The sequence below is a fragment of the Chitinophaga sp. genome, assembly GCF_039596455.1.
Lineage (GTDB): Bacteria > Bacteroidota > Bacteroidia > Chitinophagales > Chitinophagaceae > Chitinophaga.
Genome location: NZ_JBCNJR010000001.1, coordinates 461,166 through 487,608 on the forward strand (window position 1 = coordinate 461,166; position 26,443 = coordinate 487,608).

The 26,443-nt window shown below is 52.3% G+C and carries 21 protein-coding genes; 10 read left to right on the forward strand and 11 right to left on the reverse strand.

Annotated features, from left to right (window positions below; genetic code table 11):
* Positions 1–8: 8 nt before the first annotated feature.
* On the reverse strand, positions 9–2,339 hold the full coding sequence (locus tag ABDW36_RS01830) for a TonB-dependent receptor (RefSeq protein WP_343700174.1): 2,331 nt from the start codon (positions 2,337–2,339) through the stop codon (positions 9–11).
* A 125-nt stretch (positions 2,340–2,464) separates the two neighbouring features.
* On the opposite strand from ABDW36_RS01830, the gene ABDW36_RS01835 reads away from it, so the two are divergent.
* Complete coding sequence (locus ABDW36_RS01835; protein ID WP_343700175.1) at positions 2,465–2,689, forward strand: hypothetical protein; 225 nt, start codon at positions 2,465–2,467, stop codon at positions 2,687–2,689.
* A 1-nt stretch (position 2,690) separates the two neighbouring features.
* Here the strand turns inward: ABDW36_RS01835 and ABDW36_RS01840 are convergent, their stop codons facing one another.
* Positions 2,691–4,736 carry an ATP-binding protein gene (locus ABDW36_RS01840; RefSeq protein WP_343700176.1) on the reverse strand — a complete coding sequence of 682 codons (2,046 nt, stop codon included), beginning with the start codon at positions 4,734–4,736 and terminating at the stop codon, positions 2,691–2,693.
* 654 nt (positions 4,737–5,390) lie between these two features.
* Here ABDW36_RS01840 and ABDW36_RS01845 point away from each other — a divergent pair.
* Complete coding sequence (locus ABDW36_RS01845) at positions 5,391–6,344, forward strand: YafY family protein (protein WP_343700177.1); 954 nt, start codon at positions 5,391–5,393, stop codon at positions 6,342–6,344.
* Positions 6,345–6,394: 50 nt separating this feature from the next.
* Positions 6,395–6,997, forward strand: coding sequence for a GyrI-like domain-containing protein (locus ABDW36_RS01850; protein WP_343700178.1), 603 nt, complete (start codon positions 6,395–6,397; stop codon positions 6,995–6,997).
* An 11-nt stretch (positions 6,998–7,008) separates the two neighbouring features.
* Here the strand turns inward: ABDW36_RS01850 and rnc are convergent, their stop codons facing one another.
* Genes rnc through ABDW36_RS01865 form a run of 3 tightly spaced genes read right to left on the reverse strand, consistent with a single transcriptional unit; the run spans position 7,009 to position 9,258 of the window.
* Positions 7,009–7,740 (reverse strand): ribonuclease III, encoded by a 732-nt coding sequence (rnc, locus tag ABDW36_RS01855; protein ID WP_343700179.1) that lies wholly within the window; start codon positions 7,738–7,740, stop codon positions 7,009–7,011.
* A 4-nt stretch (positions 7,741–7,744) separates the two neighbouring features.
* Entirely contained in the window at positions 7,745–8,998 is a 1,254-nt protein-coding gene (fabF, locus tag ABDW36_RS01860; RefSeq protein ID WP_343700180.1) for a beta-ketoacyl-ACP synthase II, read from the reverse strand.
* A gap of 23 nt (positions 8,999–9,021) precedes the next feature.
* Complete coding sequence (locus tag ABDW36_RS01865; RefSeq protein ID WP_012788038.1) at positions 9,022–9,258, reverse strand: acyl carrier protein; 237 nt, start codon at positions 9,256–9,258, stop codon at positions 9,022–9,024.
* Positions 9,259–9,652: 394 nt separating this feature from the next.
* Between ABDW36_RS01865 and ABDW36_RS01870 the strand changes: the two genes are divergently transcribed.
* The 3 genes from ABDW36_RS01870 (at position 9,653) to ABDW36_RS01880 (ending at position 15,275) form a co-directional block, all read left to right on the forward strand.
* Positions 9,653–10,738: an efflux RND transporter periplasmic adaptor subunit gene (locus tag ABDW36_RS01870; RefSeq protein WP_343700181.1), complete on the forward strand. Its 1,086-nt coding sequence runs from the start codon at positions 9,653–9,655 to the stop codon at positions 10,736–10,738.
* 69 nt (positions 10,739–10,807) lie between these two features.
* Positions 10,808–13,936, forward strand: a complete 3,129-nt coding sequence (locus ABDW36_RS01875) for an efflux RND transporter permease subunit (protein WP_343700182.1) — start codon at positions 10,808–10,810, stop codon at positions 13,934–13,936.
* Positions 13,937–13,955: 19 nt separating this feature from the next.
* Entirely contained in the window at positions 13,956–15,275 is a 1,320-nt protein-coding gene (locus ABDW36_RS01880) for a TolC family protein (RefSeq protein WP_343700183.1), read from the forward strand.
* Positions 15,276–15,521: 246 nt separating this feature from the next.
* Here ABDW36_RS01880 and ABDW36_RS01885 read toward each other — a convergent pair whose 3' ends face one another.
* Positions 15,522–16,274 carry a carboxypeptidase-like regulatory domain-containing protein gene (locus tag ABDW36_RS01885; RefSeq protein ID WP_343700184.1) on the reverse strand — a complete coding sequence of 251 codons (753 nt, stop codon included), beginning with the start codon at positions 16,272–16,274 and terminating at the stop codon, positions 15,522–15,524.
* Between the two features lie 146 nt (positions 16,275–16,420).
* Between ABDW36_RS01885 and prs the strand changes: the two genes are divergently transcribed.
* Both prs and ABDW36_RS01895 read left to right on the forward strand, forming a co-directional pair.
* On the forward strand, positions 16,421–17,350 hold the full coding sequence (gene prs, locus ABDW36_RS01890; protein ID WP_343700185.1) for a ribose-phosphate diphosphokinase: 930 nt from the start codon (positions 16,421–16,423) through the stop codon (positions 17,348–17,350).
* Positions 17,351–17,362: 12 nt separating this feature from the next.
* Positions 17,363–17,815, forward strand: coding sequence for a GNAT family N-acetyltransferase (locus ABDW36_RS01895; protein ID WP_343700186.1), 453 nt, complete (start codon positions 17,363–17,365; stop codon positions 17,813–17,815).
* Here ABDW36_RS01895 and ABDW36_RS01900 read toward each other — a convergent pair.
* Together ABDW36_RS01900 and ABDW36_RS01905 are read right to left on the reverse strand one after the other, a co-directional pair.
* Positions 17,791–18,291 (reverse strand): YcxB family protein, encoded by a 501-nt coding sequence (locus tag ABDW36_RS01900; protein ID WP_343700187.1) that lies wholly within the window; start codon positions 18,289–18,291, stop codon positions 17,791–17,793. The genes ABDW36_RS01895 and ABDW36_RS01900 overlap by 25 nt on opposite strands.
* A 17-nt stretch (positions 18,292–18,308) precedes the next feature.
* Positions 18,309–18,797, reverse strand: a complete 489-nt coding sequence (locus tag ABDW36_RS01905; RefSeq protein WP_343700188.1) for a hypothetical protein — start codon at positions 18,795–18,797, stop codon at positions 18,309–18,311.
* A gap of 226 nt (positions 18,798–19,023) precedes the next feature.
* Here ABDW36_RS01905 and ABDW36_RS01910 point away from each other — a divergent pair, with 226 nt between their 5' ends.
* Positions 19,024–19,782, forward strand: coding sequence for a diphthine--ammonia ligase (locus tag ABDW36_RS01910; RefSeq protein WP_343700189.1), 759 nt, complete (start codon positions 19,024–19,026; stop codon positions 19,780–19,782).
* 1,030 nt (positions 19,783–20,812) lie between these two features.
* On the opposite strand, the gene ABDW36_RS01915 is transcribed toward ABDW36_RS01910, so the two are convergent.
* Positions 20,813–24,139, reverse strand: coding sequence for a vitamin B12-dependent ribonucleotide reductase (locus ABDW36_RS01915; protein ID WP_343700190.1), 3,327 nt, complete (start codon positions 24,137–24,139; stop codon positions 20,813–20,815).
* A 277-nt stretch (positions 24,140–24,416) separates the two neighbouring features.
* Here ABDW36_RS01915 and ABDW36_RS01920 point away from each other — a divergent pair, with 277 nt between their 5' ends.
* Positions 24,417–25,178: a geranylgeranylglyceryl/heptaprenylglyceryl phosphate synthase gene (locus ABDW36_RS01920; RefSeq protein ID WP_119078020.1), complete on the forward strand. Its 762-nt coding sequence runs from the start codon at positions 24,417–24,419 to the stop codon at positions 25,176–25,178.
* Positions 25,179–25,275: 97 nt separating this feature from the next.
* On the opposite strand, the gene ABDW36_RS01925 is transcribed toward ABDW36_RS01920, so the two are convergent.
* Positions 25,276–25,578 carry a hypothetical protein gene (locus tag ABDW36_RS01925; protein ID WP_343700191.1) on the reverse strand — a complete coding sequence of 101 codons (303 nt, stop codon included), beginning with the start codon at positions 25,576–25,578 and terminating at the stop codon, positions 25,276–25,278.
* Between the two features lie 131 nt (positions 25,579–25,709).
* On the reverse strand, positions 25,710–26,438 hold the full coding sequence (locus tag ABDW36_RS01930; protein WP_119078019.1) for a response regulator: 729 nt from the start codon (positions 26,436–26,438) through the stop codon (positions 25,710–25,712).
* Positions 26,439–26,443 lie beyond the last annotated feature (5 nt).

Below are 26,443 nucleotides of genomic sequence, written 5' to 3' on the forward strand. Positions count from 1 at the left end.
GTAATCTGTTAGAAGGTAAACTGGTAGTTAACATTCGGAAAGAGCCCGATCTGGTTCACACGGCTGATATTGCCTGTTTCCGTGTTGATCCTCCTGGTATAGATATTCTCTCTCCCTGTCAGGTTCTGTAAATCTATAAAGAATTTCTGAGTGGTTTTCCCCAGCTCCCAGGTAAACGAAAATTTCAGGTCCCAGCGGAAGTAGGCGTCGTTCCTTTCAGAAAACGCTTTCTCTTCCTGGTACACGGCATATTTGGCCGCTACCGTGGCCGGCACGTCAAAAGGCGTGTACCATTGGCCGCCGGCATAGCTCAGCTTGCTGTCTACGCCAATGTTGAAGCCCGGCTTCAACGTCCACTCCTTACCGGCCAGCATATTGGTAACGTATTGCGAATTGAAGGGCGTGTTGCGCCATACGTGATCGCTACCCCGGTATTTTGAGCTGAACAGGCTTTGTGTGAACAGGAAATAAAACCCTTTGTGCAGGTATTTCTCCAGCGTGAGCTCCACACCGTAATTACGGCCCAGCCCGGCATTCATCAGGTTGGCCTCATTGGGGAAACCAAAACCTTCCCCGGCAGTCAGCAGGCTGAAAGAAGTTGGAAGCCGCTCCACCGCCGCGTCAAACAAATGCTGGTAGTAGGTTTCCGCTTTGAGGCGCAGTTTTTCCGCCAGTTGAACATCGTACCCCAGCACGGCATGCCAGGCGCGCGTGGCGGTGAGATTTTTGTTGGTACGCTGGCCTTCCGTTTCATAAAAATATATTTCGAGCGGCTGCAACTGGCTGTGGAGGCCTCCCCCCAGGCTCAGCGCATGGCCCGGCAAAAAGGCGTACCGCAGGCTGAAGCGGGGCTCCACATTACTCGTACCGTTCAAGGCAAAATGTTGCGTGTACACGCCGGCATTAGCAACCAGTGTGTTGCTGAAGCGGTGCTGCCAGTTTGCCCAGCCCTTTACAAAGCCGGCAGATTCTTTGGTGTTGACAAGCGTTGATAACTGCGTATCACCGTTCCTGATCAGCTCCTTGTGCAGGGCCAGTTGCATCAGCTCTGCGGACACGCCGCCGCTGAGCTGGTTGCGCGCGCTGAAGCGGTGTACCAGCTGGTAACCGGCGCTGGCTTTGGTGAGCTTGTAATTCACCAGCAGGGTACGTTCGTCACGCACTGCGTCTTTCACCATAAATTCGTCCAGCTTGCTTTCTGTGGAAGAGATGGCGGCAAACGCGCGGCCGTAGGTGTTGGAGGAAAAATTGTAACTGTGCGTGAGCCCTGCCACGCCGGTGTTGGAAACAGAGTTCAGCTCCCGGTCTCCTGTGTTGTAAAGGCTGGTAGAATCTTCTCCTGGCATGAAATTGATATTGCTTAAACCGCCCATGGCAAAGAGGTTAAAGGTGCCGGCGCGTTTGGTGGGCAGGTGTATCTTCATGTTGAGGTCCTGGTAATTGGGCACGTTGCCGGCCGTGCCCACGCTGAGGCCCAGGGCCTGTACTGCAGCCAGCAGGGAATAGCGGTAGTCTACCATAAAAGATGCCTTGCCCGGTTTGCCCAGCGGCCCTTCAGCAGCCGCTTCAAACCCGTTGAAGCCCACCTGCGCCAGAAACTCATATTTGTCTTTGTTGCCGTTGCGCAGTGTAAGGTCAAAAGCGCCGGCCAGGGCGTTGCCGTAACTGGCGGGAAATGCCCCGGAAAGAAAATCTGAATTGCGCAGCGTATTGGTATTGAGGATGGTGACCGGCCCGCCGGTGGCGCCCAGGGTACTGAAGTGGTTGGGGTTGGGAACGTCTACCCCTTCCACCCGCCAGAGCACGCCGGTGGGTGAGTTTCCGCGGATGATGATGTCGTTGCGCGCATCGTTGGCGCCGCTTACCCCGGCAAAGTTTTGCGCCATGCGGGAAGGGTCGTTGCGCGTGCCGGCGTAACGCATCCCTTCTTCCATGTTCAGCTGCCGGGCGCTCACCTGCGCCAGCGGGTTGATGGCCGTATGGCGACTGTTACCCACTACGGTGGCGTCTGCCAGCTTTACCACCGTTTCCAGCAAAGTGATTTCCAGCACGGTTTCTTTGCCGGCATTCACCTCTATGCTGCGCAACAACACGGCCTCGTAACCCAGCAGGCCGGCCCTGAGCGTGTGGCGGCCTACAGGCACGGCCGCTATTCTGAACTCCCCGCTTTCATTGGTAACGGCGCCCATGGCGGTGCCTGGAATGGAGATGGTAACGCCTGGCAACGGCCGGTGTGTGGTATGGTCTGTAACCCGGCCCTTCACCGTTTGGCCCGGCAAAGGCTGGGCCAGTGACGGCAGGGCGGCAAGCAGGCAGCAGCAAAGTAAAAATGTTCTCATTGGGGGTTTTTCCTGCAAAAATGCGGGTACTGCCGGCTGCGGGAAAGGAGAACGGACTGAATGGTTGTAAAAGGCATCTGAATGGTGGGAGCGAGAAATGCCATGGCGCCGTATCTTTGCCCAACATGGAGCCGTTTTCAGTAACAATAGGAGACCAAACATATGAGGTGCAGCCATATGCCAGGGGCTACGGCGTTTCTTTTCACATCACCAACGGCCCCTCTACCATTATTTTTGAGCTGGACGAAGAAGATAACCTGCGTGCGCGAAGCAGCGGCGAACCGGCTGATGCCGTGCTGGTAGGGCAATTGGCGGAGGCCATTACCCGGCATTACGGCGGGGCACAATAATTTAACAGGTGCCTGCGGCCAGCGCTTTCCCCAACACGGCGCTGCTGAAGTATTTGTCTATCACCCTGCGCAGCTCGTCAAACTGCACCGGCTTGATGAGATATTCGTTCACACCTTCCCGTAAAGCCAGTTCCTGCTGCTCCCGGAAGGCGTCTGCAGAAATAACCACCAGGGGCACATGCTGCAGCACAGGGTCTTGCCGTATGGCGTGGATCACCTCACGCCCGGTCAGCCGGGGCATGTGCATGTCAAGAATGATCATGTCAGGCAGGTGCCTGCGGGCCATTTGCAAGCCATCTTCCCCGTTGTCTGCCATGAGCAGGGGCATGCCCAGGTATTGAAAAAATTCCTGCATTACCATACGGTTTACCGCATTGTCTTCCATCAGCAACACTTTTTTATCTGCCTGCGGCCGCTTTTCTGCCGCCACCGGCTCCCCGCCGGGAATTTGTACTGCAATGCCCTGCCGCAGCGGAAGGGTTACGGTAAATGAAGTGCCTGCTCCCTGCTGGCTCCACACCGTTATTTGCCCGCCCAGCAGCTCGGCAATGCGTTTGGAAATGGCGAGCCCCAGCCCGGTGCCGCCAAAGCGCCGGTGAATGGAAGCATCTGCCTGTTCAAAAGGCTGGAAGATCAGCAACTGTTTTTCACCGGGTATGCCCTCCCCTTCGTCCGTTACCCTGATGCACCAGGCGTCCGCACCTTCCCGGAAGCAGGAAAGCGTTACTTTTTTTTGCGCCGGCGTGAACTTGACGGCGTTGGCCAGCAGGTTGTTGACCACCTGGGTGAGATGTACACGGTCTCCCAGCAATTGCACCGGCAGCTTGTGGTCTATCTGCACGTGAATACTCACATCCTTTACCCTTGCCGCATGCTGGTACACGCTGGCCACGCTGTGTGCCCATTCCCGCAATACAAAAGGCGCTTCGCAGATGTTATCTGTTTTGCCGGCTTCAATACGCGCCAGCTCCAGCACATTGTTAATGATCTCCAGCAGGTTATGCCCGCTGGTGCTGATATTCTCTATGTAGTTCACAATGCTCAGCGGTATCTTGTTGCGGTTATGCTGATCGTTCAGCAGCAGGTAGCTGATGCCTATAATAGCATTGAGGGGGTTCCTGATCTCGTGGCTTAGTTCCCGCAGAAAAACAGATTTGGCCGCATTGGCCCGTTCTGCTTCGTCGCGGGCCGCTACCAGGCTGCTTTTCAGGGTTTCCAGCTCCTTGACGTAACTTTCCAGCTCGGCATCTTTTTCCCGCAGCTGGTCCATGCTCCGGTTCAGGTCTACCAGCATTTTTTCCTGTATGATGTTGTTGGTTTTCAGCTCCCCGGTACGCTGCTCCACTTCCCACTCCAGCTTTTCATTGTAATGCTCCAGCAGGCGGTTGGCCTTTTTCAGCTCGTTCTCTTTCTGCAGCACCACCTGGTTCCTTCTCCTGAGAGACTCAGCCCTGCGGTGCAGGCGCTGCAAGAGGTTAGTGATATTCTGCTGGTGAAAGGTGATCACCATAAAGTTGAGTATCACCACCACCGTCATGATCAGCCAGCGGAACATATAAGTAGTGCTTCTGTCCATTTCCATAGGCGTAAACACCTGGTAGTAATAATTGGTTTCCAGCAAAAACAGGGTGAGCAATGGCATGGTGAGGCACAGGCAGCGCAGGGCACGTTCTTTTCTTGAGCAGATGAGCAGCGGCACGCCTATCAGGAACAAACCCAGGAAATGTACCTGCGTGCTTTCCCCGAACAGGCAGCCGTAATAAAGCATGACCGAACAGAACACGAACTGCAGCCCGAATTTGGCCGCGGCAAACCGTCTTTTGCTGTTGAAGAGCAGGATGCTGAGAAAGCCGCATACAAAGGCCATAGCGGTATAAAAGATCATCCAGTAGCCTGATATAACGGAGAGGTATATCCCGCAGAAGGTACACAGCAATGCCGTCAGGAAGCTGAAGGAATTGACCACCATGATCTTCCTGGCATCGTCTTCTTCCACAGCGGCCGTAAGCCCTGTTCTTTTGATCTTATTTAAGCTTTGGCTGAACATGTTCCTTCTTTTTTTAAGCCCTTGCACAACAATTGATTAACAAAATAAAGACGGGGCGGCGCAATAAAAGCTGCGCAGGTAAAGTCTGCCATACTATCTGAAATACTGAACTTTTGAGGTGATTTTTTTCGGTTGACTGGATGGAATGCCCTGCCTAAATTAATAACACGGTACGGATCGATTTGTTAAGCTCTCGTTAATGAAAGGCGGCCTTGCAGATATAAAAGGGCCCGGGGAGAACCCCAGGCCCAACAATACGCTCCAATTTAATTCATTGCCGCCCTTGCGGGTGGCAATTGTTCCAAATTTATATGCCCATGCACCGGATAGGTGTTAAAAATTTGTTATTGATTGCAAATGAAAGGGCCGCAGTGGCCCAAAAAGGAAGCCCCGGCAAAGAATTGCCAGGGCTTTACCATTTAACCTAACTATATGCTGTAACAGCAACTAGTACTTTACAACCGCTTAACCGGTTGAATATCTTTCAAATGGTTGTTTTTGACTTATTAGACGCCGTATTTCACAAATACATGCGTGTTGAAACACGTTTTTTTACCAGGTCACATTGTTAGACAGGCAGCCGCTCTGTAAGTTTAAATACGAGGAAAAAAAAGCCGGCGTTTGCTCTAGCGCGGGAAAATGTAAATTTGGCGTATGAATCGAATAGACCGGCTTACTGCCATTCTTGTACAGCTCCAGGGCAAAAAAATAGTAAAGGCCCAGGAAATTGCGGACCGCTTCAGCATCAGCCTGCGCACGGTATACCGCGATGTGAAGGCGCTTACAGAAGCCGGCGTGCCTATTGGAGCGGAAGCCGGCACAGGGTATTACATCGTGGAAGGCTACCACCTGCCACCGGTGATGTTCAACCGTACAGAGGCCGCGGCCCTGCTTACCGGGGAAAAACTGATGGAGCAGCACAGTGACCATTCCAACCGGCAGCAATTCAGCAACGCCATGCAAAAAATACGGGCGGTGCTGCGGGGCAGTGATAAAGACTTCCTGGAGTCTCTGGACGAGAACATTGCCGTACTGCGCGGCCGCCGGGGAGAATCAGCGTTCCCCAACCGCTTTCTGAGTGATATCCAGGACGCCGTGGCCCGCCAGCGCGTGCTCTCCATTGAATACTATTCTTTTTACAGTGATTCCACCAGCCGCCGCGAAGTGGAGCCCATCGGCATATTCCACATGAACAGCAGCTGGCACCTTATTGGCTACTGCCGCCTCCGCAATGACTACCGGGATTTCAGGGCAGACCGCATCAAATCCCTGACGCTCACGGAGCAGGCGTTTGACAAAAACAGCCGTATCAGCCTGCAGCAATACATTGCCAACGAGTTCCAGGCAGACCCTGACCAGCCTACGCTCATCAGGGTGCAGTTCCGGCATGATATAGCGCGTTACCTGGGAGAGCAGAAATACCATTACGGCATGGTGCAGGAAAAAACGGTGGATGATTATGTAGAAATAACCTTTATGTACAACAGCCTTGGCTATTTTTCCCGCTGGCTGCTGATGATGGGCAACCGGGCCACCGTTGTGGAACCGGAAGACCTCAAAATAATGGTGCGCCAGCACATAGAAGAATTACGCGGCCATTACTCCTGACATAGGGCTGTCATACCCGGCTGTTTACTTTGTATGAAATGCAAACAGTCATGCAAAAAACAGACCTCTCCAAAGAACAGAAACACTATTACCGCTCCAAACCCGCCCCCGAGCTGGTAACCATACCTGCCGCCAGCTACCTGGCCGTGGAAGGCAACGGAGACCCCGCCGCGGCGCTGTTTACCGCAAAAATGAAGGCGCTGTACGCGGCTGCCTACAACATCAAAAAGATCTGCAAGCTGCAGGGAAACGATTTTAAAATGCCTGCCCTCGAAGGCCTGTGGTGGACGCCCGGCGGAGAACAGCTCACGGAGGTGCCAAAGGAAGAATGGTACTGGAAACTGCTCATCCAGCTGCCGGCATTTGTAACAGTGAACGATTGCAAGCAGGCCATTGCGCTGGCCGGCAACCGGAAGCTGCGTTATCTCGATGAATTTGCGTTTGACCGCTGCCCCGCCACCCTGGCCGTACAACTGCTGCACACCGGCTCTTATCATGAAGAAGCGCCTTCCCTGCAAAAACTTTACGGTTATATTGCCCAGCATGAGCTGGAAGCCAGCAGCCCCCACCGTGAGGTATACATTACTGACCCCGGCAAAACGCCGGCGGAGCGGTTGAAAACAATTTTAAGAGTGGATGTGAGATCGAGATAAGAAGGGAAGGATCATTTTCCGTCGTCAGTTCCAATGCCCAGCAGCTCTATGGCCTGGGAGGCGGCTATCTGGCTGGCGTCTTTTTTATTGAAGGCCTTGCCGGTGCAGATCAGCTCACCGTTCAGCATGGCGCCCACGGTGAAAATGCGGCGGCCGTTGTCCATTTGTTCTTCAATGAGCTCAAACTCAAGGGTTTTGCCGTTTTTGTTGGCCCAGCCGTAGAGTTTGTTCTTGTGGTTCATTTCTACCGTTTCAAGCGCTTCAAGGTCTATGTACGGTACCAGTATGCGCTTGTGAACAAACTGTTTGGTCTGGTTATACCCGCGGTCAAGGTAAACGGCCCCTACCAGCGCTTCCAGCGTATTGCCGAATATCTGGCTGATCTTGAGGAAGGAGTTGTACTTATCGTAAATAGTGAGCTTGCGCAGGCCCATTTTGATGGCAATATCATTCAGCTGCTGCCGGTTCACTATTTTGGAGCGCATTTCCGTCAGGTAGCCTTCTGTTTTGTAGGGGTATTTTTTGAAGAGGTAATCCCCGATTATTGCGCCCAGGATGGCATCACCGAGGTACTCCAGCCGCTCGTTGCTTTCCAGGAACTTTTCCTTGCTGGAGCGGTGGCTTAAGGCTACTTCATACAATGCCAGGTTACCGGGGTGAAACCCCAGCAAGTTGTAAAGGTCTTTGTACAATTGCCTTTTCCCGTAGATGAGCTTATATAAATATCCTGGAAGTATTTTCACACAATCAAGGAACAAATTTTTTGAAAACAACAGAGGCGTTATGGCCGCCAAACCCGAAGGTATTGCTGAGCCCCGCCCTTACTTCTCTTTTTTGTGCAACGTTGAAGGTATAATTCAACCCGGCATCCAGTTGGGGATCGTCTGTGAAGTGGTTGATGGTGGGCGGAACAAGGCTTTCCAATATACTTTTGATAACTGCGATAGACTCTACAGCGCCTGCTGCTCCAAGCAGGTGCCCGGTCATGGATTTGGTGGAGCTGATATTCAGCTTGTAGGCCGCTTCGCCAAAAACCTGCTGTATCGCCTTCACTTCCGCTATATCACCCAGGGGTGTAGAGGTTCCGTGAACGTTGATGTAATCAATGTCTTCCGGCCGCAGGCCTGCATCGTTCAATGCCTGTGTCATTACGCTGCGCGCGCCCAGCCCTTCCGGGTGAGGCGCCGTAATGTGGTGAGCATCTGCCGTTGCGCCGCTGCCGGCCAGTTCTACATAAATTTTTGCGCCGCGGGCCATGGCATGTTCGTAGCTTTCCAGCACCAGTGCGCCGGCGCCCTCGCCCATCACAAACCCGTCTCGGTCCAGGTCAAACGGCCTGGACGCTGTTTTAGGATCATCGTTCCGCTCACTCAGGGCCTTCATGGCGTTAAACCCGCCAACGCAAGGCTCGTTGATGATGTTCTCAGATCCCCCGGTAATGATCATGTCCGCCTTACCGTAGCGGATGGCGTACATAGCCTCAATGATGGCATTGGTAGCTGATGCGCACGCAGATACCACCGAAAAGTTCGGCCCCCTGAAACCATGCCGCATGGATATATGCCCTGCGGCTATATCCAGTATGAGGCGGGTAATCAGAAAAGGGCTGAAACGCGGGGTACCATCTCCGGAATGGAATTCCTTTAGCTCGTTCGTGAAGTTGATCATCCCACCAACGCCGGTTCCCCATATCACCCCCACCCGGTCTACGTTAACGGAGTTCCGGTCCACTTTTGCGTCAGCCACTGCCTGGTCTGCCGCTATTACGGCTGTTTGGGTGAACGGGTCCATTTTGCGCGCGTCCTTCCTGTCCATATACTGGGCAGGATCGAAATCTTTCAGTTCGCAGGCAAAACGGGTTTTGAACTTGGAGGCGTCAAACTGCTTGATATAATCAGCGCCGGATACACCGTTCGCCAATCCCTGCCAATAAGCATCAACGGAATTGCCGAGCGGTGTCAGCGCGCCTAAACCTGTAACGACTACTCGTCTTGGTTGCATTAAAACAGTTCTGGTTTGTTGGATTATTTTACGTGTTCTTCCAGGTAAGCTACTGCCTGGCCAACAGTGGTGATGGTTTCTGCTTGTTCGTCAGGAATGGAGATGTTGAATTCTTTTTCGAATTCCATAATCAGTTCTACCGTATCCAAAGAGTCAGCGCCTAAGTCGTTGGTGAAGCTGGCTTCAGGAGTTACCTCGGCCTCGTCAACGCCTAATTTGTCAATGATGATCTTTTTAACTCTTGATGCAATGTCTGACATAATTTTAAGTGTTTTTGGTTTAAAACTTGACTGCAAAAATATAATTTTTATTCAATTGCCAAGGAGATAGCCAAATTTTAACCCAGATTTTCCAATTCAGTAACATATATATTTCCCCTGCAAATCACGCGCATAGCGGGTTACAACCTGATTAGCCTACCCCCTGGCATACTTAAAAAACATCATATTTAGCCTTCTTTTTACACCTTTATATATATAAGCCCCTCTTTGCAGCCTAATTCGGTGTTACGACATGCAAGTTGACCATTCAAACCCGTATTCAGCCACTTAACCATAAATAAAACCGGATCGGGAGCGGCTTAACGTCCAATTATTAAATTTGTCCGCCCGCGAAATCACGTAATTTGCAATAGTCTTTATATACACACGAAACATGCGCAATAAGACCTTTAGAATCGTTCTGTTATTCCTGGCGCTGGCCCTCGCCGGCTTCCTTATTTATAAACTGACGGCCAAAAGCAGCCCTAAAGAACCCGAAGCCGCCGGCGGCGCGGCCAAGGCTCCCACCCGTGGTGGCGGCCGCGGCACGCTTTCAGACGCCTACATAGTAAAACCCGTTAAGCTCGATCAGGCTATTGAAGCCAGCGGTACCCTCCAGGCCAACGAAGAAATTGAAGTAAAACCCGAAATTTCCGGCCGCATTACCGGCCTCTATTTTAAAGAAGGCACCCAGGTGGCCAAAGGCGCCCTCCTGGTAAAAATATATGATGAAGACCTGAAAGCCCAGCTTCAGAAACTGCAGTTGCAGCAACAGCTGGCCAAAACCACCCTGGAACGCCAGGAGAACCTGCTGAAAATAAACGGCATCAGCCGGCAGGACGTAGACGTGACCCGCAACCAGGTAAGCGCCTACGATGCAGACATCGCCTACACCCGCACCCAGCTCCAGAAAACGGAGCTCCGGGCCCCCTTCAGCGGCCGCCTCGGCCTCCGCAATGTGAGCCTCGGCGCCATTGTGGCCCCCACCACCATCATCACCACCCTGCAGCAAATAGACCCGCTGAAGGTAGATTTCTCCATTCCCGAGAAATACCGCACCATCGTAAAACAGGGAGATGCCGTGATGTTCAGGGCCGCGGGAGATACCAATACCTTCAAAGGCAGCATTTACGCGCGAGACCCGCAGGTGGACGTGGCCACCAGGACCATCCGCATCAGGGCCATGGTACCCAACCCCGGCACCCTGCTGCCCGGCACCTTTGCAAGGGTCACTATTTTCCTGAAAGACATGCCGGACGCTATCATGGTGCCCTCCCAGGCTGTTATACCCGGCACCAGGGACAAAACGGTGATTGTGGCAGACAGCGGCAAGGCCAAATTTGTAATAGTGGAAACCGGCATCAGGGATGAGAACAACGTACAGATCACCAGTGGCCTGAATATTGGGGATACTGTTATTACCACCGGCATTATGCAGCTGAGAGCGGGCATGCCCATCAAATACAACAAGGTACAATAGACTGTAGAGAACAGAATGTTTTTTGCGAACGGAGAATTATCGGATCTACAATCTTAAATGAACTAACTAATGAGCTTACCTTCCATATCTCTTAAGCGGCCGGTGCTGGCCATTGTGATGAACATCATCATAGTGATCTTCGGCCTGGTGGGTTTCTACTTCCTGGGGGTGCGTGACTTCCCCGCCATTGACCCGCCCATTGTAAACGTGCGTACTTCCTACGCCGGCGCCAACTCTGACATCATTGAAACACAGATCACGGAACCGCTTGAAAAATCCATCAACGGTATTGCCGGCATCAAGAACATCTCCAGCTCCAGCAGCCAGGGTACCAGCAGTATTACGGTAGAGTTTGAGCTGAACATAGACCTTGAAGCGGCCGCCAACGACGTGCGCGACAAGGTATCTCAAGCGCAGCGCAACCTGCCGCCTGACCTGGATGCGCCCCCCGTGGTATCCAAGGAAGACGCCAACTCTGATTACATCATTTCCATGACGGTGCAAAGCAATACCCGCAACCAGCTGGAAGTGACGGAGTATGCCAATAACGTATTGCTGGAAAAGCTGCAGACCATTCCCGGCGTAAGCTCCATCCGCATATGGGGTGAAAAGAAGTACGCCATGCGTATCTGGATGGACCCGGCCCGCCTTTCCGCCTATAGCCTGGCGCCAACAGACGTGCGGGATGCCCTGCTGAAAGAAAACGTAGAGCTGCCTTCCGGTAAAATAGCCGGTAACGCCACGGAGCTCACCGTGCGTACCTTTGGCCGGCTTGATACCGAAGAGGAGTTCAACAACCTGATCATCAGGAACGTAAACGGCAACGTGATCCGTTTGCGGGATATTGGCCAGGCGGTACTGGGGCCGGAAAATGAAGAGACCATCCTCAAGGAATCCGGCGTTCCCATGATAGCGCTGGCCCTCACGCCCCAGCCGGGCTCCAACTACGTGGCCATTACAGACGAGTTCTACAAACGGTACGATCAGATCAAGGCAGACATGCCGTCTGATATCACCACCAATATCGCAATTGACAATACCCGCTTTATCAGGAAGTCTATTGCAGAAGTGGAAGAAACGCTGGTGATAGCGCTCACACTCGTGATCCTCATCATCTACCTGTTTTTCCGTGACTGGCTCATGGCCTTCCGCCCGCTGATAGACATTCCCGTGTCTCTCATCGGCGCGTTCTTTATTATGTACGTCTGCGGGTTCACCATCAACATCCTTACACTGCTGGCCATTGTACTGGCCACGGGGCTGGTGGTGGATGACGGTATTGTGGTAACGGAGAACATCTACAAGAAGATAGAAGCGGGCATGCCGCGTATGCGCGCGGCCAAAGAGGGGTCTGAAGAAATATTCTTTGCGGTAATTGCCACCTCCATTACGCTCGCCTTCGTATTCCTCCCCATTGTGTTCATGCAGGGCTTCGTAGGCCGCCTGTTCCGGGAGTTCGGCATTGTAGTGGCCGGCGCGGTACTGATTTCCGCCTTTGTATCCCTCACGCTTACACCCGTGCTCAACGTAAAACTGGGCCGTAAAACGCATTCTCATTCCTGGTTCTACACTAAAACAGAGCCCTTCTTCAACTGGATGGACAACGGGTACAAAAACTCGCTTGCCAAATTCATGAAAGTGAGATGGATAGCTATCGTGATCATTTTTGCCTGCCTGGGCATCATCTTTATAATATTCAGGAACCTCCAGTCTGAGCTGGCGCCTATTGAAGACAGAAGCCAGTTCCGCCTCACCGTAACGGCGCCTGAAGGTACCTCGTTCGACTATATGGACGCTTATGTGGACAAGCTTTCGCAGTTCATGATGGATTCCATTCCTGAAAACAAGATCGTGCTGTCGGTTACCGCTCCAGGCTTCAGCGGCGGCGGCGCTGTAAACAGCGCCTTTGCCAACATAGCGCTGACAGAGCCGAATGAACGCACCCGCTCGCAAAAGGAGATCGTAGACATGGTGAACCGGAACATGTACCGCTTCCCGGAAGGCAGGGTGTTTGCCATTGAATCTCAAACCATCCAGGTAGGGCGCCGCAGCGGCCTGCCGGTAGCCTTTGTGCTGCAGCATATCAATTTTGACAGCCTGGCCGCGGCACTGCCCGTTTTCCTGGAAGAAGCGAATAAAAACCCGGTGTTCCAGGCGGTAGACGTAGACCTGAAATTCAACAAACCGGAGTTGCGTATCAGCATCAACAGAGACAAGGCCAGTGAGCTGGGCGTGTCCGTAGGAGACATCTCTTCCACGCTCCAGCTGGCGCTCAGCAACCTGCGGTACGGCTACTTCATCCGCAACGGTAAACAATACCAGGTAATGGGCCAGGTATTCCGCGGAGACCGGGACGACCCGAACGATCTGCAGAATATCTATGTGCGCAACAACCGCGGCGAAGCTATCCAGCTGGATAACCTGGTAACCATCCACGAGGAAACGAGCCCGCCCATTATCTATCACTTTAACCGGTACAAATCCGCCACTGTTTCCGCCAGCCTTGCGCCCGGTAAAACGGTGGGAGATGGTATTGACGCCATGTACGGCATATTTGCGAAGCTGAAGAAAGAAGGCGTGCTGGATGATTCTTTCAACACGGCGCTGAGCGGGGCTTCCCGAGACTATGCGGAAAGCGGCTCCAATACTTCCTTTGCGCTCATTCTGGCGCTGCTGCTGATCTACCTGATCCTGGCCGCACAGTTTGAAAGCTGGGTGGACCCGCTCATCATCATGCTGACGGTGCCCCTGGCATTTGCGGGCGCTTCCCTTTCTTTATGGCTATTCAATCAAACCTGGAATATCTTCTCGCAGATCGGGGTGATCATGCTAATTGGCCTTGTTACCAAAAACGGCATCCTCATTGTGGAATTTGCCAACCACATGCGAGACGCCGGGAGGGAAAAAACGGACGCGGCCGTAGAGGCCTCCGCCATGCGCCTCAGGCCCATCCTGATGACCAGCTTTGCCATGGCCCTGGGTGCATTGCCCATTGCCCTGTCATTAGGCGCGGCGGCCACCAGCCGTATTCCGCTGGGTATTGTAATTGTGGGCGGCATTGTGTTCTCACTGGTGCTGACCTTGTATGTGATTCCCGCCATGTACACTTTCCTCAGCCGCAGGAAAAAGGCCGTTGACGATGAAGAAGAAGCAGGTTTAGAAAACCCGGAAGCTGCAGCCGCTGCAGCCCACGCATAACTTATTTAATACAATGACTTTGACAGGAAGAATTTTAGCAGGTCTGCTTTTTATTTTGCTGGCTTCAGGAGCGCAGGCGCAACGGGTGCTTACGCTGGAGCAGGCAATAGACCTGGGCTTGAAAAATAACTACGACATCCGCCTGGCCCGCACCGATGCGGAAATTGCGGCCAACGATTTTGACTACGCCAACTTTGCCTTTGCCCCCCGCATAAACGGCACTGCTACCAAAACCTGGAGCAACAACGCCACCAAGCAGGAGTTTGGCAATGGTAACAAGCGGGATACCAGCGGCCTCAAGAACAGGCAGGTGCAGGCAGCGGTAAACCTCAACTGGACGCTGTTTGACGGTCTCAAGATGTTTGCCACCCGCCAGCGCCTCCAGGCCATTGAAATACTGGGCGAGCTGGGCGTGAAAAACCAGGTGGAAAACTCTATTGCAGACATCATCAACGCGTACTACAATATTGCCCAGCAAAAGCAGCAGCTCCGCGCTTTTGCAGAGCAGATGTCTATTTCAGATGAAAGGGTAAAGCTGTCTGACGCCAAGTTCCAGACCGGTCTGGCGCCCAAAACAGATTATCTGCAGGCCAAGGTAGACTATAACGCGCAGCGCGCCATGTGGCTGCGCCAGCAAACGGTCATAGAACAAAGCAAGGCCGCCCTCAACCAGCTGCTGGCCATTGCAGACGAAAGCACCAATTATGACGTGATGGATACCATCCCCGTTAATCTTTCCCTCGTATATGGAGATGTGGCGGCTAACATCCAGAACACCAACCCGCAATTGCAGGTGGCGCGTCAGAACGTAGAAGTGTCAAGGCTTACCGTGAAGGAACGGAAAGGTGATTTCTACCCCGTTGTTTCTTTCAACTCTGCTTATAACTTCAACCAGTCACGCGCCAGCGCGGCCGTGAACCAGTTCAGCCCCGTGTTTAACCAGAGCCGCGGCTTTAACTACGGTTTTTCCGCCACAGTGCCCATTTTTAACGGCCTCAACGCCCACCGGGAACTGAAGAACGCAAAGCTGAACATGGCTTACCAGCAACTGGCGCTGGAAAACCAGCAGAGCCAGGTAGACCTGCTGCTGAGAAATGCGTTCAAAGATTACGAGTATTATAAAACCGCGCTCAACCTGGAAGAAGAAAGCGTGGAGCTGGCCCGTGAAAACACCATGGTGGCGCTGGAGCGCTTCCGCGAAGGGGTGTCTACCACGCTGGAGGTGAAAGAAGCCCAGCAAAGCCTGGAGCTGGCCGTTACACGCCTCATCCAGGCCCGCTACAATGCCAAGATAGCTGAAACAGAGCTGCGCCGCCTAAAGGGCGACCTGCTGAAATAACTAACAGGAAAGTTATACATGAAATAGCCGGTTGCAGCATGCGGCCGGTTTTTTTATGGTACCAGCGGCAGCGTGCTGACCGGGCCGCCGTTGTGTCACTCCCTTCAGCGTCAGTGCAGGGCCGGGCAGGGGCCCATTGGCCGCGGATATTCCATGGGGCCATTGAGACACTGCACCACAGTGGTACAGGATGCAGCCCGTCAAGGGCAACAGCGCTAATTTTCAGGTAGTGGACGCAATATTAAATTACTGCTGCGGTTCTGAAGAGTCTTTCGGGAGCAGCCCCTTCTGCCGGGCAAATTTTTCGTAAGACTGTTTGATGAACAGCATCAGGTCATACTCCGAAGCGTTCATAAGAAACGTATAGCTGGGCCGGTAGGCGTACATGAAAGAGTCCAGCATGGGGCTTTCCAGCTTGGTAATGCGCGCTACCAGGTCAGGGTTGTACCGGTAGTCAATATGTTTTTCCGCTTCCCAGTACCGTAGCTGCTCCCCGAACTTCTCCCTCCGCTTGCGCGTTTTGCTGGGTATGAGGTAGCTGAGCGCCGTAATGGGGTTGCTGGGCAGGGTTTTCAGCACGTCCATGGCGCCGGGCCGCTTGTAGTCAAATATTCTCCCGTATTCATCACGCATGGCCAGCGAGTCTCGCCGGTAAATACGGCCCTTTACGTTAACGCCCTGCAGGCCAAACACATGCCGCTTCAGCGCAATGTTCTGCGTATTGGAAACAACGCCCACCACAATGTGCGTGCGTACATAGCTGATCATGGAAAATTCAATGGTATCTCCCGGCATGGCCTCAATGTAATAGCGGCCGGTTTCATTACTCACAGTACCATAGCCGGAGCGTTTGTTCCAGATACTCACAGAAGGCAGGCCGGTATGGGTATCCGCATCGGACACCATGCCGGATATGCGCACCTGGGCCGCAGCCTCCTGGAGGGCGGGCACAACAAAGAATAAAAGTGCAACAGTGTATCTGAACAGAACATGCTTCATACTAATCTCTCAAATTTAGCGTTCCAACCTCAAAAAAAACGTTAAATAATTTTCTAAGGCAACGCAAACATCCGGAAAATTTATATTTTTTATTTCCTACGGCAGTTTTCTCTATTTTCGGGTACTTACACCAGAAAAAAGCGCCCATGCCTCAAAAAATACTGTTTTGCACCCAGCGGTACCAATACCTGAAAGACAGGGTACTGGCCCTGGCCCCGGCCGGTTGGGAAAACGGCAGCATTACCATCCGTGATTTCCCTGACGGGGAGCACTACCATCGTATAACCAGCAACGTTAGCGGAAAGGAAGTGGTGCTTATTGGCGGCACCATAGATGACAAGGAAACCCTGGAGCTGTTTGACATTGCCAACGGCTGTATCCAGAACGGCGCGCAGTGCCTCAATATCATCATCCCCTACTTCGGCTACTCCACCATGGAAAGGGCCGTCAAAACCGGGGAAGTAGTAAAAGCCAAGAACCGGGCCATATTGTTTTCCGCGCTGCCCACCACTGCCGCCGGCAACAAAGTGATCATGATAGACCTTCATGTAGACGGCATCACCTATTATTTTGAAAGCAATGTGCGCCCCGTACACCTCTATGGCAAGCTGATAGTGCGCAATGCCGCGCTGGAGCTCTCGCAGGGCCGGCCTTTCGTAATGGCCAGTACAGACGCCGGCCGCGCCAAATGGGTAGAATCTCTCGCCAATGACCTGGGCGTGCAGGCAGCCTTTGTGTTCAAACGCCGCCTCTCCGGGGAAGAAACGCAGATCACCGCTATCAGCGCTAACGTGGAAGACTGTATGGTCATTATTTATGACGATATGATACGCACCGGCGGCTCCCTGCTGCATGCCGCCCAGGCTTATGCGGACGCAGGGGCCAGCAGCATTGCCGTTATTACCACCCACGGCATTTTTGCGGGAGACGGTTTTGAGAAGATCCGCAACAGCGGCCTCATACAACAGGTGGTGTGTACAGATACGCATCCCAATGCGCTGCAGATCAATGATCCCATGCTCACCGTGAAATCTGTGGCGCCGCTGATAGTGGATTATTTTCAGAGCATTCCATAGTACATTTGCCTCATGAGCACCATCCGTACTATAGAATTCGGCAGCTGTGATTACCAGGCCATGGTGGCCCTGCGTGACAAGGTCTTGCGCAAACCACTGGGCCTCACTTTTTCTCCCGAATACCTGCAGCAAGAGATCAATGATGTGCTGATAGGCTGTTTTGAAGGAGATGCCCTGCTGGGTTGCTGCATACTCAGCCCCCTGAGCGAAACAGCTGTGCAGCTCCGGCAGATGGCGGTAGACAGTGATTTACAGGGCAAAGGTACCGGCAGCCACATACTGGCTTTTGCGGAAGAACAAGCCCGCGCCGCAGGTTTTACGGAACTGATGATGCATGCACGCAAGGAAGCGCTGCCTTTTTATGTCAAAAACGGGTACCAGGTAAGAGGCGAAGAATTTGTGGAGGTAGGCATTCCACACTACGAAATGTACAAGCAGCTTCAGGCGCCGTTCAGCCGCCGGTAGTCACTGAAAATAGACTGCATCAGCTTGCTGAAACCGTTCAGCGCTTCTTCGTTCTCAAAGGCGCTGGTAGGTATCAGAAAAAAGCTCCGCTTGTCACGGTACAGGAAAAAGAAAGATTTTGTTTCGATGATCTGCGAGAATTTATCCCAGGGTACCGCCCGCTCCCCCTGGCCGGTGGCTATGGCCATGCCTTCCTCATTATAACGCAGGCGTATATTGTCTTTGAATGTAGCCGCCTTGTTGTAGGTAGAAACCGGCAGCAGGTACCAGAAGGCCCAGCCCAGTATCACCATCATGAGCGCAATGCCCAGCAGGGCGTTGAAATTCACTACCCTGAACAGGTAACCGGCCACCGTGGCTATCAGCAAAATAATAAGGGTATTACGAAATACCTTTATTTCGCCGCGGCGCAGAAAGTGGAAACGTAATGCATGAATAACCTCTTCCTTGTTGTAAGTGAACTGCAGAAAATGCATTCAACGAACTTACGAAATTATTTTGAAGGGCTCAAGGATACCGGCGCGTCCAGGTCAGGAGAATAAGAGACGGGTGCAGCTTTACGATTGGCAGAAGTAACATTGCTCTTATCCATCAGGTCTTCTTCATTCAGCCCGGGGAAATTCTTTTTGATAAATTTCAGGTACTGTTGTAACACCTTGCGGTCTACCTTGAAGGGAGCTACTATATTATCTTCCTCATCACCATTAACGGAGGGACTGTTATTGATACGGGTTTCGTTCTGTAAATACCATTTGTACAGGTCTACAATAGCTTTTTGTACGTCGGACTCATCTACTTTCTCTACCCTGCTGCCTTGCGGAAGGGTCCATATGAACTCTTCAAGCCGGTTGGCAGTTTTGGCTTTAGCCCCTTTATCGGTTTTATCGCCGTTATTAAATCCTTTTTCGCCATTATCGTTATGGGCGAACGCTGCAGTGGTGGTTACCATACCCAGTACCATCAAAAACAACAGCTTTTTCATACGGGTAAATTTTAATGACCTAAAAATACAAAATAAATAATATAAAATACTGCCGGCGTTACAAACTGGCGTTTTCACGGTACCAAATGCGGATTTCCCGGTGTTAACTGAGGCCGTATATCAAAAAGACGAGCCGGTTGTCAAAAAGTTGCAAAATCAGCCGAAAATCTTTCCGCCGGGGCAGGAAAGCCTCATTTTATGGTCCTTTCCCTATTTTTACGGGTATATGAACGCTTATATCAACTGGAGCGGGGGAAAAGATGCCTCTTTTGCCCTCTGGCGCCTCCAGCAGGAGGGCAACTGGCAGGTACGGTACCTTTTTACCACCCTCAGCGGCCCCTACCGGCGGGTATCCATGCACGGCGTGCGGGAGGAGCTGCTGGACGAACAGGCCCGCCAAACGGGTATTGCCCTCAAAAAGGCGTATCTCCCGGAAAACGCATCCATGGAAGACTATAACCGCATTATGACGGAGCAGCTGGCCGCCCTGCAGGCGGAAGGCATCCGCCATGCCGTTTTCGGGGATATTTTCCTGGAAGACCTCCGTGCCTACCGGGAAAAACAGCTGGCCCAGGCAGGCATGGAAGGGGTGTTTCCTCTCTGGAAGCGAGATAGCGCTGAACTGGTGCGGGATTTTATCAGGGCCGGCTTCAAGGCCATTGTTGTATGCGTCAATGCGCGGTACCTGCCAGCCTCTTTTTCGGGGCGGCTGATTGATGAGGCCTTCCTCGCCGATCTCCCTGCCGGGGTAGACCCCTGCGGAGAAAACGGCGAGTTCCACAGCTTTGTGTTTGACGGCCCCCTCTTTGCCGCACCTGTGGCATTCCAGGTAGGTGAAACGGTTGAAAGAGTGTACGCCCCGGCCTCCACCTCCAGCCAGGGAGGTGATTGCTATAAAGATGATGGCGAAAAAAACGGTGACGTAAAAGACGACCCGGCCCACTGGGACACCCGGTTCTTTTTCTGTGATCTGCTGCCAGTCTGAGCGGACTTCGTTTCAGGGTTTTTGTTAATTCCTTCCTTCCGGTATTCCTGCACTTCCTGAAAAAACAAAAGCAATGGAAAAATCCATTGCTTTCGAGAGTCATTTACTTTGCAAGAAGATTCTCGCGGTGTAGGAATATTTGGTTTTTCATAGGACAGTAACCATATAAAAAATTAATACTTTAACAAATATAAAATAAATTGAATAACTATTGCCGCCCTTACCGGAATATTCAAAAACCTCAAAATATGTCGTTTTAAATTAAAAAAAATAAATATAAGGGCCATTTTTTGAACAAAATTGAATTAAAAAGCAAGAATTGGATAGCGGGAAGTGGTAAAGACGGGCTAATAATTCCTTTTTTATTAACAAATGAAAGGCCTGGCGAAAGGAAAGTACAGGCAGGCGCCCCGTTAAGGTGGGCCAAACCAGTGTCTCGCAGAAAGCCCGCTGCCTTCATGGCCGGGCAAAAGACGAACCTACAACGAAGCTTCCCCCGGTGATGAACGGACCTTCAGCCGAAAGCTGTAGGTTCGTTGTAGGTTCGTTGTAGCTTCGTTGTAGGTTCGTCTTTTACCCGTTTGAAACGGAGAATGGTGCATACCGTCTTTGCTATGACGGGCACCAAACACAGCCATCCACCAGCTTGAGATCATTTCGTTCAATTTCGTTCCACATTCTTTCTGGAAAACGGGCGCTCAAAACGCACCCGGAGAGGTGCGCACCTGCATAACGGGGCACAAAAAAAGGAAACATGCCTGTTCCCTTCAAACTCTTTATCATAGCGTAATTAAAAAGAAAAAGGGCACTTAGAAAAGCGCCCTCAATTTGTTACTATCCTATGAAAACCCTATTTGTATACAAAGGTATATCAGTGTTAACTTTATTTGAAATTTTCAGGGTTGAATAACAAATAATTAACAAAGTAAATATTCATCTCAATCCCCAGAAACTCCCTGCCACCGCTGCTTTCAGAGAACCGGTGTTTTGCTCTTCTTAAGCGGCGTTTGTTAAACACTCCTAAATTATGTTAGCTGCAACCCATGCTGTTGCCGCAATTCAGGCATTTGTAGCATGTGCCGGAGCGCACTGTAATATGACCGCAGGTGTTGCAGGCCGGTGCGTCGCTTTGCATGCTGCGCATGTAGTCCTGCGTGCTGCTTTCCCCGCTGGGAGCCGCTACTGCCTGCGGTTTGGCCGCTTTCGGGGCAGTGGGCGCCTGCACCTGGCTTACCACCCTTACATTGGAAAGTTCGGGTTTCACCACGGGCTCATCCCACTCCTCTTCCCCGGTGTTGCCCGGCGCGTCCAGTATGTGCACAAGATCAGTTCGTCCAAGGTATTCATACCCCAGCACCCTGAAAATATAGTCTATCAGTGAAGTGGAAGAGCGGATGTTCGGGTGGTCTACCATACCGGCAGGTTCAAAGCGGGTGAACACGAACTTATCTACAAACTCTTCCAGCGGCACGCCGTACTGCAGGCCTACAGACACTGCTATGGCAAAACAGTTCATCAGGCTGCGCAGGGTAGAGCCCTCTTTGGCAAGGTCTATGAATATTTCGCCCAATGTGCCGTCATTGTATTCCCCGGTGCGCAGGAAAATGGGTTGGCCGCCCACTTTCGCTTTCTGCGTGAAGCCTCTGCGCTTGGCCGGCAAGGTTTTTCTTTCCACTATGCGGGAAAGCGCCCTTTTCAGCGAAGTGTCTGCACTGGCTATCATGCGTTTGTTCAGCTCTTCCAGCAGCTCATCTATGGTGAGTTTGTTCATGTCTATGATCTGGGCTGCTGCGGCTTCGGGCGCAGTTTCTGCCGCTTCGGCGGTTTTTTTCTTTTTATCGCTCTTATTGCTGAGGGGCTGGCTCAGTTTAGACCCGTCACGGTAGAGCGCGCAGGCTTTCAGGCCCAGGTCCCAGCTCAGTTTATAGGCGTCGGCAATTTCTTCCACCACGGCTTCATTGGGCAGGTTGATGGTTTTGGAAATGGCCCCGGAAATAAAAGGCTGCGCGGCGGCCATCATGCGGATGTGGCCATGCGGGTGAATGTAGCGCTCGCCTTTTTTACCGCATTTATTGGCGCAGTCAAATACGGGCAGGTGTGCCTCCTTCAGGTAGGGCGCTCCCTCTACCGTCATGGTGCCGCACACGTAATCATTGGCGGCCTCTATCTGCTCGTCTGTAAAGCCCAGTTCATGCAGCAGGCTGAACTCCAGGCTGAAATACTGCTCCGGCTTGAACCCTAACCGCTGCAGGCATTCTTCGCCCAGGGTGTATACGTTGAATACAAAACTGATATCAAAAGAGGAGGCCACCGCGGTATCCAGCTTTTTCAGCTCTTCCGCAATAAATCCTTTTTCGCTGAGAGATTGTGTATTGATGTAAGGCGCTCCGGCAAAGCTGCCCGTGCCTTTGGCATAATCCACAATGGCGCGGATCTCGTTGTCTTTATATCCCAGGTTGCGCAAGGCAGTGGGAATAGACTGGTTAATGATCTTGAAATAACCGCCGCCGCTCAGCTTTTTGAACTTCACGAGGGCGAAGTCCGGTTCTACCCCGGTGGTATCGCAGTCCATCACCAGGCCAATGGTGCCGGTAGGGGCAATTACAGTGGCCTGCGCGTTGCGGTAGCCGTATTTTTCGCCCAGCTGCACGGCATCGTCCCAGGCCTTGGTGGCGGCAGACAGCAGGTAGTCAGGGCAGAAACGGGCGTTGATGCCCTGGGGTTTTATTTCTATGCCTTCGTAGGCATCTGCGGCGTCGTAAGCGGCGGCGCGGTGGTTGCGCATTACCCGCAGCATGTCTTCCCGGTTTTCTGCATACCGGGCAAAGGGGCCCAGGTGGCTGGCCAGTTCGGCGGAAGTTTTATAAGATACGCCGGTCATGATGGCGGTGATGGCGCCGGCTATACCGCGGGCCTCATCACTGTCATACGCAATGCCGCTCACCATCAGCATGGAGCCGAGGTTGGCATACCCCAGGCCCAGGGTGCGGTAATCGTAACTCAGCTGCGCTACTTCTTTGGAGGGGAACTGTGCCATGAGCACGGAAATCTCCAGCACTACCGTCCACAGCCTTACCGTGTATTCAAAGCCGGGCACGTCAAAGCGGTTGTCTGCCTCGTTGAAAAAGCGGCGGAGGTTCACGGAGGCCAGGTTGCAGGCCGTATTGTCCAGGAACATGTATTCGGAACAGGGGTTGGAGGCGTTGATACGCCCGCCCTGCGGACAGGTATGCCATTCATTGATGGTGGTATCGTACTGGGTGCCGGGGTCTGCGCAGCGCCAGGCCGCGTAGGCAATCTGGTTCCAGAGGTCGGAGGCCTTTACGGTTTTAACGGTTTTGCCGTTCATGCGGCCTTTCAGCTCCCATTCGCCGTCTTCTGCCAGGGTGTGGAAAAAGCTGTTGGGGATCCTTACGGAGTTGTTGGAGTTCTGCCCGGAAACCGTGCGGTAGGCCTCTCCTTCATAGTCTGAAGAATAACCTGCGGCAATCAGGGCGGCCACTTTCTTCTCTTCCTCCATTTTCCAGTTCACAAACTCCAGTATTTCAGGGTGGTCCAGGTCAAGGCATACCATTTTAGCGGCGCGGCGGGTGGTACCACCGCTTTTGATAGCGCCGGCGGCGCGGTCTCCAATCTTCAGGAAGCTCATGAGGCCGCTGGAGGTACCGCCGCCGGAAAGTTTCTCCCCTTCCCCGCGTATCTGGGAGAAGTTGGTGCCCACGCCGGAGCCGTATTTGAAGATACGGGCTTCCCGTACCCAGAGGTCCATAATACCGCCGTCGTTCACCAGGTCGTCACTCACGCTTAATATGAAACAGGCGTGCGGCTGCGGCCTTTCATAGGCCGAGGTGGACTTTTCCAGCTTGCCGGTGTTCTGCTCCACATAATAATGGCCCTGGGGCTTGCCTTTAATGCCGTAGCTTTCGTACAGGCCGGTATTGAACCATTGGGGAGAGTTGGGTACGCAGGCCTGGTTGAGCATGCAGTACGCCAGCTCTTCATAAAAAACCTGGGCATCTGCGGGGGAGGCGAAGTAATCGTATTTTTCGCCCCAGGCGCGCCAGCAATTGGCCATGCGGTGCACCACCTGTTTCACGGAGGTTTCGCGGCCCAGCGAGCCGTCTGCCTGCGGCACGCCGGCTTTTCTGAAATATTTTTGTGCAAGTATATCGGTAGCTATCTGCGACCATGCTTTGGGCACTTCCACGTTATTCATCTCAAACACCACGTCTCCGCCGGGGTTGCGGATCACTGACGAACGCATTTCGTACTCGAACTGATCGTATGGGCTGACTCCATCCCGGGTAAAGTGGCGGGTAAAAGCGAGGCCGCCAGCCTTCTTAACTTGATTTTTCATATGCCCTAGAAAATTTAACAGGATTAAACAAAATTGAAAATATTCCTACTCTCTGTGCGGGATTACTAAAATAATTTTTAATGACGTCCGTACCCATTTTTATTATCCACAGCGTGTGCATAATGGCAGCAGTCCGTTTCATTAACAAATGGCCCCCTTTTTGCCCTCTTTTTCCGCTCTATCAGTTGCAAAATCAATACCATGCATATTTATTTCACACTGTGGCTTATTAGAAAAAAATTTATACATTTGCCTCAACCGGAACAATGCATAATTAATGTACAGAAAAATATACAGTTCCTTTATTGACAGAAAGGCAAAAGGTACAAAGTCATTCGCAGTTCTGATCGATCCGGACAAGGTAACCCCTGTCGGTATTGCTGATCTCGCTGCCAAATGCACTGAGGCGAAGGTGGATTATATTTTTTTGGGCGGCAGCCTGGTGATCACAGACCATCTTGATGAGGTGGTGCAGCAGATCAAGGCCAGCTGCTCCATACCGGTGATACTTTTTCCCGGCAGCCCTTCCCAGGTTTCCCGGTACGCTGACGCCTTGCTGTACCTCTCCATGATCTCCGGCCGCAACCCGGAGCTGCTGATCGGTCAGCACGTAGTATCTGCCGCAGCCGTTAAAAAAAGCGGGCTGGAAGTTATTTCCACCGGATATATGGTGATTGACGGCGGCGCCCCCACCACCGTTTCTTATATCAGCAATGCTACGCCCATACCGGCAGACAAGGATGACATTGCCATGTGTACCGCCATGGCGGGAGACATGCTGGGCATGAAAGTGATCTATATGGACGCCGGCAGCGGCGCCCGCAAACCGATCACAGAAAGCATGATACACCGCGTGGCCAGCCAGGTAGATGTTCCCGTTATTGTTGGCGGCGGCATCAGGGATGCTGAAAAAGCGTACCTGAATTGCAAGGCCGGCGCAGACATTATTGTTGTAGGCAACGCTATTGAAAAAGACATTTCACTCATCAAGGAAATTGCAGACGCCGTTCACCGCGCACCGGTTACTGCCAGCCGTTAACCCCCGCCCCGCGGGCTTTTGCGCCGCATCAACCTAAGTTATCCTGTACGGCCCTTTCAGCCTGAAAAAATACCTATAAATGAGTATTTCTGCACCTTTACCCATAAAGTTGTATGAAAAAACGAAACCGTTGCATATCTTGCAGCGGTGCTTGAATACTTATTCCTGCACACCGAAAAAAACCAACCAAAACCAAAGTATCCCTGGTATACCGTGTAATGTGATGTTGTGAGTGACTAGTCCATCCCAGCGGCTTATTTTCCGTTTTGTACCATAATTGCTTTTCTTCCATCCAGGCTGCCATTACCGAAGAGACATGATAGCGTTGCCGCTGCATTGCCATGCCCGGTAGGAAAGCTCTTTTTACACAGGTTAATTGGCCCACAAGGCCTTTTTTCATAAGCATAATTTAGCCGGGCCGTCTTTTCCAGGACGGCCCCTTTTGTTTCGGAGCGTCCCCGGCTAAAAGAACAGGGAACACGGAAGCGCCGCTCCCATTATTCCCTGCCTTCAAATATTGTAAAATGGCCCTTAAAGGCTCATCATTTCCTTAAACTTCACCGCCTGCCTGCGGCTTACCTCAATTTTCTCCCCTCCGCGCATTTCCAGCAGCAGCCCGCCGTTGAAATAAGTGTCAATCCGCTCTATCATGCGGAGGTTTACGATGTGCTTACGGTTGGCACGGAAAAACACCCGCTCGTCAAGCCGTTCTTCAAGAGCATTCAAAGATTTGAGGATCAACGGCTTGTTGGTCTCAAAATACACCCTTGCATAGTTGCCCACACTTTCAAACAGCCGTATTTCCTGCAGTTTTACGAACCAGCAGCGGTCTCCGTCTTTCACAAACACCTGGTCGTTTTCACCCAGTATGTTGCGGATGCCGGAAGCGGCCGCCAGGCGCTCTTTTTCCTCCACCTGGTGCAGCTTGTGAATAGCGTCTGCCAGGCGTTTGGGCTCTATGGGCTTCAGCAGGTAATCCAGCGCGTTATATTCAAATGCCTTCAGCGCATACTCGTCATAGGCAGTGGTAAATATCACCTGCGGAGACCTTTCCAGTTCCGCCAGCAGGTCAAAACCCGTTTTGTCCGGCATCTGGATATCGAGGAACAGCAGGTCAGGCCGTAATGTTTCGATCTTCTCTATACCATCTTTCGCATTCACCGCCTCTCCTACCACCACAATTTCCGGATGGTCTGCCAGCAGCTTCTTCAACTCGCTCCTGGCCAATCTTTCATCATCTATGATCAATGCTTTTTTCATACTAA